Genomic DNA, 12,598 nt, shown 5'->3' with positions numbered 1-12,598 from the left:
AAAATTAAGAGTTAAAAACAGAAATAAAAATTAATATGATTATTTAGTAAATGTTTCTATAAAAATATTATTTTTCAATACTCGTGGGTATTCTGATTTTTTGTTCTACTCTGCTGTATTATGAATAAACAAAATAACCCAAAAATTAATAAAGAAATTATCCCAAATATATGGGAACCATCTCCTTTATGCCAGTAATCAAAGGCTTGGTGATGTCCAGATGCAATCAGAATCACCATCAAAGCAACCCGGAAAGCATTAACCACAAATCCTAAAATTACAGCAGTAATGGGAACAAATAATTGCTTGCTTGTAGATATAGGAAAAATTACTAGACAAATAACAGATACTCCCAAAAGATAAGTCATTGACTCCATACCAGAACAACCACCATAGACTTCTATAACACCCGTTGGCAAACTTATATAAACTCCTTGACGAGCTACATCAAAACCTAAATACCACAGAAGAAAAGCAGCGAATTTAGCAGTAACTGGAGATATATCTATAAGGGATGGTAGTACTATACTAGGTATGCCAAGAAAAAAAAGGATAGTTAGTTCTTGCAAATATTGCTTCAAACCCTTAAAACCAGAAGCAATTAAGCTAAGACCTACAGCAGCAATAAAAGGTAAAGCACGAACTAAATTACTATGAATTAGAGGGACACTTTTACCAAAGAAAAAAACTATCAGCAATGCTCCCACAATACTAGAAAAAATTTCGCTTTTCAAATGTAAGCTGTGACGCTTTTCCCAAACAAGAGATGCTACAGTTATCAAAAATAGAGCACTCATACCTAAATGAGCAATATCTCCAATTCTCAACAGCAGAGAAATATAAATAACAATTAATATCGTTACTATACCTAATAACCAAAATTTAGAGTATCTTAAAAGTCTAGCCAAGATAATATTAGTTACTATCATAAACTTAATTTATCTACAGTTATCGAACTCGTGAAGTTTCAAACTTGAAGTTACAGTATGATTAACGCCTCTATAAAATCTCTAGCTAAACTCTTAATTCTTGTATGTAAATTTAGCCTAAGTTTAGACTCAAAAAATAAGATTGAAATAAGAATAAAGTAAGATAGATTAGGTTAATTATTGCTGCTTTACCAAATAAAGCAATTTCTTTAGGCAATGACCAAATATTTAATCAATCGTCTACTAATTTCCATTCCAACACTATTTGCTACCAGTATCATAATTTTCGCTATCCTGGCATTGGCACCAGGCGATCCGATGGGAGAATTTGCACTGAATCCCTCTCTTACAGCCGAAGTTCGAGAAAACGTCAGAAGATCCTTAGGTTTAGATCAGCCAATCCACATCCGTTATGTCAAATGGTTTGTGGCTTTCATAACAGGAGATATGGGCTATTCTTTCACTAGCCGCAGTTCGGTTGGTGGGCTGATTCTTCAACGCTTGCCGACAACATTATGGGTGGTTGGTTCTGCCTACGTTTTGGGTGTAATATTGGCTGTCCCTTTAGGAGTAATTTCGGCTCTCAAACGCCATTCCGTTTTTGACGTGATTTTAACTACTCTAGTTTTTTTTGGGTTTTCTCTACCGACATTTTTTATGGGTTTGCTGTTTATTATTATTTTTAGTGTGCAATTAAAATGGTTGCCTTTTATTTATAACAGCACTTTACAAGTGACAGATTGGCAGAGTTTTGTTGCTCAAATTCAACAGTCGATTATGCCTGTATGTGTGTTAGCACTATGGCAAGCAGCAATGCTAATGCGCTTTGTCCGTTCAGAAGTGTTAGAAAATCTTCATCAAGATTACGTGCGTACAGCTTATGCCAAGGGTTTACCTACATTTGCGGTTATTTATCGTCACGTTTTGCGGAATGCTCTGATTCCTGTAGTCACACTAGTAGCGTTAGATATTCCTAATATTTTCACAGGCGCTTTAGTCACAGAACAAGTTTTTCGTGTCCCTGGTATTGGTGCATTATTAATTGACTCTATTTATCGCAACGATACACCAGTTGTCATGGCAATTACCTTTATATATGCAATTTTGATTGTTGTTTTTAATCTCATTGCAGACATTCTCTATGGTTTACTAGACCCTCGCGTCAAGTATACAAAGTAGTAGGAAAAATTTTATGTTTAAGCGATCGCCCACTCCAATTCCGGAAGTTGGAATTTCTCCTGTACAAAGGGCGCCCAGACAAGATGTATGGCGCAAATTTCGCCGCAATCGTCCAGCTATGCTAGCTACCATCGTATTGCTAATTATTGTGTTGAGTGTCCTGTTTGGCCCCTTAGTATACACCACTCCCATTAATAAAGTAGACTTCTCCCAATCTACCCTTCCCCCCAGCTGGGAACATCCCTTTGGTACAAATGATCTTGGTCAAGATATATTAGCTAGAGTTTTGTATGGGGGACGAATATCGCTTGCCGTTGGCATTTTTTCAATGGTGGTTGCCATCTTGCTGGGTACGCTCGTAGGTGCAATCTCTGGGTTTTTTGGCGGTTGGCTGGATATGATTTTGATGCGCTGCACTGATTTGTGCCTGGCTTTACCGCGACTGCCACTTTTACTATTAGTAATATTCCTGTTTCGTGATGCAATTCGGGCGATCGCTGGGCCGGAGTTAGGTATATTTGTCTTGGTAGTCCTGGTGATTGGTGGACTCAATTGGATGTCTGTAGCGAGATTAGTACGGGCTGGCTTTTTGACGGTGCGGGAAATGGAATTTGTTACAGCAGCTCGTGCTCTTGGCGCTAGTCCTTTGCGGCTAATTTGGATACACATTCTGCCCAATGTCATTAGTCCAGTTTTGGTTGCTGCTACGCTAGCAGTCAGTACGGCAATTATTACCGAATCTACCCTCAGCTTTTTTGGTTTGGGTTTTCCGCCAGATGTACCAACCTGGGGAAGAATGCTTTATGAAGCACAGAACTTTTTGGAATTTGCTCCCTATATGGTGATTTTTCCTGGCATGGCAATATTTCTCACCGTGTTGAGTATCAACTATATTGGTGATGGTTTAAGAGATGCTTTCGATCCCAGACTACTTTAGCAGACAAGTTTTGTTATTTTCTAATAATGTTGTGATGACGGTTTTGAGAGTTTGGTTAGTAAATCTTCAATGCAAATTTCTATTACTTCACCTCTTGTTTGTGCATCTTCTGCCACTTGGTAAGCCACATTTTTTTCAGGTTCTAACTGCAATCTATCTGCCGCTTGCTTAAGCTTTTGTTGTATGTATTGAACAGACAGCGTATTCCTCAAAAATTCTAAATTCTCATTCAGCCAGCCTACATCAAAAATTCTGGCATCACTCTCGCTCAAGTAAGGGCCACCCCCTCCGTCTTCTGGTGTCCACATACCAAAAATTGGGTTCTCCCCTTCTAAATATATAAGCCCGGAAGCATACATGATCGCCGAAATCGCTTTGCCAGGGTGGTCAAATTTCCACCAAGTTGTCCAAATTCTATCGATAATTGGAGCTACATACCCAATGCTGTTGAATCTTTGTATCCATGCATAGGCTGGTGTCGAAGCTTTGTTGTAAATAAATCCTCGCTCCACCTCAATACGATCAATCAGTCCATCGTGGAAGAAGTTGTAAATAGCTTCTCTGACCTTTGGAGTCACCATTTTCTCTAGTATCTTGCCACGGTATAAACAATAGTGGAACTCGGAATCACCGCGATCGGCTGACTGATTATTCATCAGCGTCTCGTACCAGTAATTGAGACACACTGGGAATAGGTACTGAAATAAGTCTGGCTGTAGTTCAACATAGGCCAAATCGTGAAAGTAGTACCAAAGATCCTCTCCAGTAATTTTACGCCAGTCTTTGTGAGCTATATTCTTTAATTCCGAGTCAAAATAATCAAACTGTTTTTCCCACACTGTCTGGGGTGGTGCGGGATTACCAAATATCTGTCTACTGCGTTGTGGTGTAATTCTCATACTTCAAATTCCCACTACCTACTTTCGCCTCCAATCCTTAATATTCCAAGTATCTGCATCCCACGGAGTTGTGTCTACACCAACGAGTCTATTGTTGACTCCAACAACATTGGCTCTAACAATTAAAGGAATAACTGCCCCATCTTGAATTAATAGATCGTTCATCTGAATAAATAGCTGTTGACGCTTTTGGGGATTTAACTCAGTTGCAGACTGTTTCCACAGTGCATCATATTGACGATTGCAGTAACGTGAAGTGTTTTGCCGCGACCAATTATTCTTTTTCTGAGGGATTTCATCACAAGTCCAACTCTTCATGTATGCACCTGGATCTGGGCTGTTATTACCTGTGGTAAACATTTGCATATCAGCATAGAAGTGAAGAGTGGTATCTGGATTTGCAGGATCGGCTGAGAAGAAAATACTCGGATCGATACTTTTGAGTTCTACCCTGACGCCAATAGATGTTAATGCTTGTTTAACAATTTCTTGAGTTTTCTGCCGCAATGGGTTAACTGAAGTTTGGAAAAGAACACTCACTTCCTTGCCATTTTTATCCCGGATGCCATTGCCATTTGTATCTTTCCATCCAGCCTCATCTAGTAAGGCAGCAGCTTTTTGCAAGTTAAATTCGTATTTAGTATTTGGTGAATTATAAATATCAGGTGCGACTAAGAGATTTACAGCAGGACGACCGATCGCACCATATAATTGTTTGGCAATAGTATCGCGATTAATAGCATAGCTAAAAGCCTGACGAACTTTGCGCTCGCTAAAAAAGGGATGGGGATATTTGAGACTTGAGCGTTCACCCTCCTGCGTTGCCTGGTTGGGATCTGTCTGATTAAGCAAAATCCGCTCTACTTCAGCGCCAAAGCTAGCTTGTAGTTTACCTTGACCTGCTGCTTCTAGTTGCTTGAGAATGGGAGCTTCTACCTGAAGATTCCAAGCAAAATCTGCGTTTTGTGTCTGAAGTACTGCTCTAGCAGCCGAAGTTGCATCACCACCACCCTTGAGTTCTACTCGTTTAAATAAAGGCTGACTGGCTTCTCGAAACACAGGATTTGGCTCATAGATGATAATATCACCGGGCTTGAATTGCACCACTCGGTAAGGACCAGTGCCGACAGGAAGTAAATTACCCGGAGCCTCCCTAGCGTTAGAGCCGTTATATTTCTCGAAGATATGGCGGGGCAGAATCATCCCATTTTCACCGACAAAAGGTAACGACCAAGCCGGATTGATATTCTTAAAATTGATTTTGACGGTATAATTGTCAACAGCTTCAACGTTTTTAACAGCTTCATAATAGGCAGTACTAGTAGCACCTACAGCTGGGTTAGAAAGAAAATTATAAGTGAAAACCACATCTTGTGCTGTAAAAGGTTGACCATCAGACCACTTAACCCCCTGCTTAAGTTTCCAAGTTACTGAAGTACCGTCTTTCGCTATGCCACCATTCTCAACAGTAGGAATTTCCGCAGCGAGGAAAAGGATTAATTTACCATCTTTGTTATAAGTAGCAAGGGGTTCGTAAGTGACTCGACTACCCTCAAAGTCTTTGTTACCCTGGGCGAGATGGGGATTGAGGATAGTTGGTGCTTGCCAGTAGAGAAGTCGTAAAGTATTGCTATTGCCCCCGACAGAAGTAGAATCTTGGGTGGTGGGAGAAGAACAGGCAGACAAGAAGGATACACCGATGCATGACAAGGCAATGATCTGGGCTTTGCTTATTTTTTTGAAGTTAAACATCATAAATGTAAAAATTTTTATCCACCCTTAACTGTGGGCTATAAATTGACTTTTTGCCATGCCAACTTTGCCGCACCCAACATCCCGGCAGAATTGCCTAATTCCGCTGCCAACAGTTGTATTCCCACGCGAGATGTTCTCAACACTCGCTTTTCAATTTCTCTTTTGGCTGCTGGTAAGAAAAACTCAGCACTAGCGCTGACACCACCACCAATTACGATCGCTTCCGGTGTCAGTACGTAAATTAAACTAGTTAACCCGATACCCAAGTCCCTACCGTACTCCTGCCAAAAAGCCAAAGCTTGAGCATCTCCAGCTTTTGCTAGAGTACCTAATTCTGCTGGGTCTTTGCCAGTACGGCGACGAATTGCCGTAATTGAGACATATTGTTCCAGAGAACCTTGGTTACCACTATTACACATTGGCCCATCAGGGTTGAACGTAATTAAACCCAACTCTCCAGCTGCTCCATAATGCCCGACAAATAATTTGCCATCTAGAATAATTGCACCACCAACACCAGTTCCCAAAGTCAGTAAAATCAGATTTTGAAAGTAACGCCCAGCTCCTAACCAAGCTTCTCCCCAACCCGCACAATTGGCATCGTTAGCCACAACCGTTGGTTTGCCAGTTTTGGCTTCTAGAGCGTCGGCAAGTGGAACATCACACCATCCTGGCAGGTTAATAGCGAGTTTAGCAATTCTTCCGGCTGCATCTGGAGGCCCAGGAGTACCAACACCAATGGCTATAGTCTGATTTTCCGGATCGAGTAGGGCGATCGCATCCACCATTGCCGCTATTACTGCTTCTGGAGTTGCTGGTTGGGGAGTCGCTACAGTTAAAGACTTGCCGCAAGTACCATCAGCTGTGAAGCGCCCCAGCTTAATTGCTGTTCCCCCCAAGTCAATACCAATTACTTCTGGTGTCACCACAATACCCTTTCTGCCTTCTGAATTGAAAGAGGGGTGTAAGGGTGTAAGGGTGTGGGGGAGCCACTGCGGTGGACGGGTTTCCCGGCATAAAGCATGTGGCGTTGTAGGGGAAGGTTCCTTTTTCATGCTTAGTGATGAAATTTTTTCATCGGGACTGCCTTATTATTACCTGTGGTTAGTTTTTTTTCTGGCTGATTTTACTTGGCTCAACTGTAACTTGACTGACATAAGTCATTGAAGATGAATGTAAATTGGCTTGCGCCTGCCAAGATGGGAGGGGCGTACCCCGCAAAATGCCAGCAAGGGCAACAGAGAGCATAAAGCCACCAGCAGCAGCCGCAACTAAAGAAAGATTATCTTTCACACAATTCTCTCAGGTGAATTACAACAAATAATAGACTAGCAAATCAAATTATCAAATGAGGGTAGTTAGTAGACTGTAAACCCGCACTCCCTGAAGCGCCTCAAAATAACGGCATAATAAAATCAACACAACTGCATACTTTTATATTGAAATAACATAGTTATCTCACCTCGTCGCACCCGCATCTTACCGCCATCTCCAATCGCAGTTTCTGAAAAGAGCCGTCGTCAGAAAAAGCAAGATGCTCTTGCTATGCGGTGTCGTGTTGTTTTCGAGCACTTGCGCCCACAACTTCTAGATACTCATTACAACTGGTATATTGCCATCGACCCAGAGAGCGAAAACTATTTTATTGACCCAACACTAAAGGGGATAACGCAAAAAATCTATAATGCCTATGGTAGCTCAGATCGCGTAAAACTCACCATCTTTCGACTCAATGACACAGGAACCTGCGGTAGGTTATGGATTTAGGTGCCTTTATGCAGCTTGTAGTTAACAAACCGAAAGGAATACTGACATTGGAGATGGTGGAAGAGTAGTATGCCTGGGCATCGCACCAAACACACCACGCGATCGCTTTCTTTTTGAGCGTCACCAGATCCCTAAATCGTTAACTATTTCCGGATACCATTTTCTCGCCGTAAACGGGGATTGATAAATTCATTTAACCCTTCACCCAGTAGCGATAGCCCCACCACCATTGATGTCATCGCTAGCCCCGGAAAAAGCGTAGTCCACCAAATGCCTGTAGATAGTGCAGGCAAAGCCTGTTTTAAATCGTGTCCCCATTCTGGCACTTCTTCCGGCAGTCCTAAACCTAAAAAGCCCAATCCACCCAAAATCAGAATGGCATCGGCAGCGTTAAGGGTGAATAGTACGGGTACGCTTTGAATAACGTTAAAAAATAAATAGCGAGAAAGTACTTGCCAGGTATTAGCGCCGATCGCTTGTGCTGCTTCAATATAAACTTCTGTTTTGACGCTGACAGTATGGTTGCGGACAACTCGATAATACTGAGGAACGTAGGCAATGCTAATGGCGATCGCGGCATTTAATATTCCCCGCCCCACTACAAACGCCAGCGTTACCGAAAGCAATAACCCCGGTAGGGTATAAATGCTATCCATTAAAAACAGCAGCATCTTATCTAATCTACCGCCAACATAGCCACTCACCATACCTAAAGGCACACCAATCACCATACTCAGTGCAGTGGCTAGCAAGACAACTTGCAATGCAGCTTTTGCACCCAAGATTGTGCGTGAGAATACGTCATAACCCAAGCTATCGGTACCGAACCAATGCTTGGCTGAAGGTGGCTCAAGAGGAACGTTACTTAATAACTCTGTGGGGTTTTGCAGCCATCCCCAATTCACAAACAAAGGAGCGAACAATGCTAGGAATATGAAAAAAAGGGTGATGGCTAACCCTACAAGCATTAACTGGTGAGAAAGGGTAGGACTTTTAGTAAAAATTAAAAATCTTTTTGACAGTTGGGGTTTGATCAGGCTCATATAGTTATGAGTTAGGGGTAATGAGTAATGAATTTTGAGTTTCCAGAGACATTTTGTCAACCCAAAACTCAAAACTCACTACTACTATGACAAATTACTTTCCACCAACTGACGATATTCGCTCTTGGGTTTGACGCCTTTAAGTTCTTTCACTAGTTCCTTATTTTTAAAGAACTGAACTGTTGGTGTTCCTGTAATGCCTGCATTTTCGGCAATATCTCGGTCTTTGTCGATGTCAACTTCCACAAAGTGGATTTTGCCATCAAATTCATCCACTACCTTATTTAATATTGGCTTGAGAGTGTGGCAAGGGCCGCATCCAGGAGAGACGTATTTGACTATGAGTAGGCGATCGCTTTCGTGGAAAAGCTTCCTGAGGGCATAACCTCCCTCATAGCGTGTCCTATTAATATCAAATTCCGTGTCAGAGGGAGTTCTGTTGTCAGTTGGCTGAGACTGCAAATCATTATCTGGAGTTTGCGACACCTGATGAAACTCTTGGATCAACCCATTCGACGACAACCAGCGTTCTGCCAACATTGCTGCCATACAGCCACTACCCGCAGCAGTAATCGCTTGACGATACTCATGATCCTGCACGTCACCAGCGGCAAAAACACCCTCTACGCTTGTTTCTGGAGAACCGGGCTTGGTAACAATGTAACCCACTTCATCCAATTCGACTTGCCCCTTGAATAAAGAGGTATTAGGAGTGTGACCGATCGCGTAGAATAATCCTTTAACGTGCAGTTCGCCTTCTTCACCAGTTTTACTGTTGCGGATTTTCACCCCTTCCATATGGCCGTTACCAAATATATCCACAGGTTCAGTGTTCCAATGCACGTGGATTTTAGGGTTACTTAAAACACGGTCTTGCATAGCTTTAGAAGCCCGCATCTTCTCGGAGCGCACCAGCAAATTCACCTTAGAGCCATACTTAGTAAGGTAAATTGCTTCTTCTGCTGCCGAGTCGCCACCACCCACGACAGCCAATTCAGCCCCGTGGAAAATCGGTGTAGCACCGTCGCAAATCGCACAAGCAGAAATACCCCGGCTCCAAAATTGCCCCTCACAAGGTAGTCCCAATCGTTTTGCAGTTGCACCTGTGGCAATAATTAAACTATGGGTTTTAAATTCCCGTTCTTCAGAGCGAACAGTAAATGGACGCTGGCTTAAGTCAACTTCAACAACATCCTCTGTATATAGTTCAGCACCCCAACGTTCCGCCTGAGCTTTCATCTGATCCATCAATTCGGGGCCTGTAATTCCTTGCGGGAAGCCGGGAAAATTCTCTACTTCAGTCGTTGTCATGAGCTGTCCACCAGGCAATCCTCCGGCTTGGAAGCCCTCAAATACCACTGGCTTGAGGTTAGCACGTCCCGCGTAGATGGCTGCTGTGTAACCTGCCGGGCCAGAACCTACAATTACCACATTTTCTACTTTTGGGTTGGTCATAACAGTTGCACAAACTCATAACGACTACGCTTAATATAGCATAACAAACCGCGATGGGAAAATGCCTCTTGTTTTGAACTGTATGGTGAAGGCACCTCGACCTAGATGCAGGGTATTGGCTTACTCATGATGGCGATCGTGAAAAAATAGGCACGCTAGGCGCATACTTAGTTTACTAAGACTGTTGTTGGAAATATTTTCTAATAGTTTCGATATCTATTTCTAGTACTTCTGCTATTTCTTGAATGCTCATATTTTTCTCAATCAGTTTTGGTACTAATTCTAATTTTGTCTTTTCCAAGATGCTCTCAGACAACCGAGTATTTTTAAATTCATCTAAATTAAGCATAGCTTCAATTTCCTCTAAAGCAAGATTGGGGAACTTATAAAATATAATAGCTTGGATGAATGCTAGAACTTTCTTTTGAATATTTCATCTGGTAAATTTTCTCTTGCCTGATTAATTAGCTGTTGAGCTAAAGAAGTAGCTTTTGTATGTGTTTCTATAAATAGTTTAGCAATTCCTATGCCTAAGGTATCCTCAGCCCTAGTAGAAAGTTCATTTAGATAAATGCAACGTAGATGTTGTTCCATTAAAACTCTATAACGAGGGTGAGGCAGGGTTTCATGAATGCGTTTATCGTAAATAACAACTACATACCAATCTGAATTTGCTGGTTTATATTGACGGAAATAAACAAAAATTTCTCCAAATAATCGTTCGTAAAATTCTTCATCTTTGTAGGTTTGCAATTCTACAAAATATAAGGGTTCATTTTCAAACCCCTCGATAGTAGAAAACAATCCGTCTAAACGAAATGATTGTTGTTTTACTTCAGGTGCAGTAAATGTGTAGATATTGGGATTAGTATCAGGTTTTTCAATAAGCTCAAAAAATATTTGTGGTAGTTCCTTTACAAGTTCATAAAAAATTACATCTGTTTTCATTAATTTTATTAATGGCAAACTATACAGCTGTTATTGCCTACACACAATACATTGTAGCTTTCGTAGGTTTGGGTGCGTATGATAGATATAGAAGCGTTATTTAGTGTACTATGTCCCTTACCATTGCAGATTTAGAGCAACTACAAAGCGAACATCCAGAATGGCGGATGGAACTGGTAGAAGGGAACATCATAGTTATGGGGCCATCAGATTACGAGTCAGAGGAAATCACTACTCGGTTGACTACCTTCTTGAATAACTGGGTAATGTCGCGCAAATTAGGGCGAGTAACTGGTTCTAGCGCAGGCTTTATTCTGCCGAGTATGGAAGAGGGCGACTCAGAAAAAAGAAATTTGCGTGCGCCTGATGTTTCTTTTGTGCGGGCTGACAGACTAAAAAAGAGCAAGCGCGACTTTGTAGAGTTAGTTCCAGATCTAGTGGTAGAAGTCAAATCCAAATCAGACAGAATTAAACCGCTTGAAGAGAAAATTCAATTATTCTTACAACTCGGCTCTACAGTTGGGATACTAATTGATCCTGACCAATTGACAGTAACAGTTTACCGACTCAACCAAGCTCCAGTTGTATTGCACAATGGAGACACACTCACGTTACCAGATGTGCTACCAGGTTGGGAATTGGCAATATCAGACCTATGGCCACCTGAATTTGAGTAACTGGATGTCTCCAAGAAATTAATTATCCGTTACCCAAATATAAATCTTGTGGTTTGGACATCTTGTCCGTACCAGACGGGCTAGAAGCCCATCCTATAAGAAAGCTATAATGCAGCATCTTAGCCTTGTCACGCCACTCCCTCACGGGAAGCGACTACACATCTAGAGGGTGACAGCTACCGTTTACTGAACCGCATTGATTTATCTTTTAAATTCAGTCTGAAAATGCTGATTAGACAGGTTTTTTGCATCGAAAAGAACCACTTACTTACAACTAAAAAAACTTTTTTTGGTGGGAGTGATATGAAATTGATCCGGGGTGGGTAAGTTATTTTTAGAACGCGATAAGCAATCACCACCACGAGGAGTTACAGATATGAAAAGCGAACTGAAAGCCAAGTTTTTACAACACATTCTTAATAAAAAGAAAGAAGATGAAGGTTTCACCCTGATTGAACTACTGGTAGTAATTATTATCATCGGTATTCTCTCAGCTATTGCACTGCCTGCGTTCTTAAACCAAGCTAACAAAGCCCGTTCTTCGGAAGCAAAAACCTACGTTGGTTCCATCAACCGCGCTCAACAAGCTTATATTTTGGAAAATCCAAACTTTGTTACCACTCAAGCTCAGTTTACCAATCTGCAACTGGGTATCAAGTCACAAACAGAAAACTACGTTTACACCATAGCTGCCCTCGGTACAGTAGGTGCAACTGCTAAAGCCCTACCAACAACTGCTGCCGCGAACCCTGCTGTTTTGAAAGGCTACGTTGGTAACGTTGTGGTTGGACAAACAGCTGGTGCAGGAAATGGGGAAGGAACCACAATGGCTAATTTGTGCGAAACTCTCAACCCTGTAAAACAGGGCGATACCTTGGCTGATGGAGCACCTGTAGGAAGTCCTCCTACTAGTATTAATTGTGATACAGGTACCCAAAAAGAGGTTAAGTAAACAGTTATACATTTAACTTGGTGGCAACAATATTACCAGCAAAGTTATTCACAGGTG

14 protein-coding genes are annotated in these 12,598 nt (G+C 41.7%); 5 read left to right on the top strand and 9 right to left on the bottom strand.

Features of this window, described 5'->3' with window-relative positions:
• Positions 1-74 precede the first annotated feature (74 nt).
• Entirely contained in the window at positions 75-929 is an 855-nt protein-coding gene (gene crtA / locus QUB80_RS04530; RefSeq protein WP_289788303.1) for a cyanoexosortase A, read from the bottom strand.
• 216 nt (positions 930-1,145) lie between these two features.
• Here crtA and QUB80_RS04525 point away from each other — a divergent pair, with 216 nt between their 5' ends.
• Positions 1,146-2,108, top strand: a complete 963-nt coding sequence (locus tag QUB80_RS04525; RefSeq protein WP_289788302.1) for an ABC transporter permease — start codon at positions 1,146-1,148, stop codon at positions 2,106-2,108.
• A 13-nt stretch (positions 2,109-2,121) separates the two neighbouring features.
• On the top strand, positions 2,122-3,045 hold the full coding sequence (locus tag QUB80_RS04520) for an ABC transporter permease (protein WP_289788301.1): 924 nt from the start codon (positions 2,122-2,124) through the stop codon (positions 3,043-3,045).
• A 20-nt stretch (positions 3,046-3,065) separates the two neighbouring features.
• Here QUB80_RS04520 and QUB80_RS04515 read toward each other — a convergent pair whose 3' ends face one another.
• From QUB80_RS04515 to QUB80_RS04500, 4 genes are all read right to left on the bottom strand, one after another.
• Complete coding sequence (locus QUB80_RS04515; RefSeq protein WP_289788300.1) at positions 3,066-3,944, bottom strand: hypothetical protein; 879 nt, start codon at positions 3,942-3,944, stop codon at positions 3,066-3,068.
• A gap of 18 nt (positions 3,945-3,962) precedes the next feature.
• A complete protein-coding gene (locus tag QUB80_RS04510) occupies positions 3,963-5,699 on the bottom strand; it encodes a peptide ABC transporter substrate-binding protein (RefSeq protein WP_289788299.1) in 1,737 nt (578 codons plus the stop codon).
• Between the two features lie 35 nt (positions 5,700-5,734).
• A complete protein-coding gene (locus QUB80_RS04505) occupies positions 5,735-6,628 on the bottom strand; it encodes an ROK family protein (protein WP_289788632.1) in 894 nt (297 codons plus the stop codon).
• A 175-nt stretch (positions 6,629-6,803) separates the two neighbouring features.
• Positions 6,804-6,992: a hypothetical protein gene (locus QUB80_RS04500; protein WP_289788298.1), complete on the bottom strand. Its 189-nt coding sequence runs from the start codon at positions 6,990-6,992 to the stop codon at positions 6,804-6,806.
• 252 nt (positions 6,993-7,244) lie between these two features.
• On the opposite strand from QUB80_RS04500, the gene QUB80_RS04495 reads away from it, so the two are divergent.
• Entirely contained in the window at positions 7,245-7,466 is a 222-nt protein-coding gene (locus tag QUB80_RS04495; protein WP_289788297.1) for a hypothetical protein, read from the top strand.
• Positions 7,467-7,609: 143 nt separating this feature from the next.
• Here the strand turns inward: QUB80_RS04495 and QUB80_RS04490 are convergent, their stop codons facing one another.
• The 4 genes from QUB80_RS04490 to QUB80_RS04475 all read right to left on the bottom strand — a co-directional run bounded on the left by QUB80_RS04490 (position 7,610) and on the right by QUB80_RS04475 (position 10,912).
• Positions 7,610-8,509 carry an ABC transporter permease gene (locus tag QUB80_RS04490; protein ID WP_289788296.1) on the bottom strand — a complete coding sequence of 300 codons (900 nt, stop codon included), beginning with the start codon at positions 8,507-8,509 and terminating at the stop codon, positions 7,610-7,612.
• A gap of 84 nt (positions 8,510-8,593) precedes the next feature.
• Positions 8,594-9,964, bottom strand: coding sequence for a thioredoxin-disulfide reductase (trxB, locus tag QUB80_RS04485; protein ID WP_289788295.1), 1,371 nt, complete (start codon positions 9,962-9,964; stop codon positions 8,594-8,596).
• A 175-nt stretch (positions 9,965-10,139) separates the two neighbouring features.
• Positions 10,140-10,313 carry a hypothetical protein gene (locus QUB80_RS04480; protein ID WP_289788655.1) on the bottom strand — a complete coding sequence of 58 codons (174 nt, stop codon included), beginning with the start codon at positions 10,311-10,313 and terminating at the stop codon, positions 10,140-10,142.
• A gap of 62 nt (positions 10,314-10,375) precedes the next feature.
• On the bottom strand, positions 10,376-10,912 hold the full coding sequence (locus QUB80_RS04475; protein WP_502875275.1) for an Rpn family recombination-promoting nuclease/putative transposase: 537 nt from the start codon (positions 10,910-10,912) through the stop codon (positions 10,376-10,378).
• Positions 10,913-11,022: 110 nt separating this feature from the next.
• Here QUB80_RS04475 and QUB80_RS04470 point away from each other — a divergent pair, with 110 nt between their 5' ends.
• Both QUB80_RS04470 and QUB80_RS04465 read left to right on the top strand, forming a co-directional pair.
• Positions 11,023-11,589 carry a Uma2 family endonuclease gene (locus tag QUB80_RS04470; RefSeq protein WP_289788294.1) on the top strand — a complete coding sequence of 189 codons (567 nt, stop codon included), beginning with the start codon at positions 11,023-11,025 and terminating at the stop codon, positions 11,587-11,589.
• A gap of 376 nt (positions 11,590-11,965) precedes the next feature.
• Positions 11,966-12,541 carry a type IV pilin-like G/H family protein gene (locus QUB80_RS04465; RefSeq protein WP_289788293.1) on the top strand — a complete coding sequence of 192 codons (576 nt, stop codon included), beginning with the start codon at positions 11,966-11,968 and terminating at the stop codon, positions 12,539-12,541.
• The last annotated feature ends 57 nt before the right edge of the window (positions 12,542-12,598 follow it).

This window comes from Chlorogloeopsis sp. ULAP01, assembly GCF_030381805.1.
Classification (GTDB): domain Bacteria; phylum Cyanobacteriota; class Cyanobacteriia; order Cyanobacteriales; family Nostocaceae; genus Chlorogloeopsis.
The sequence above is the reverse complement of the archived record's forward strand: the minus strand, read 5'-3'. Positions and strand labels throughout refer to the sequence as shown.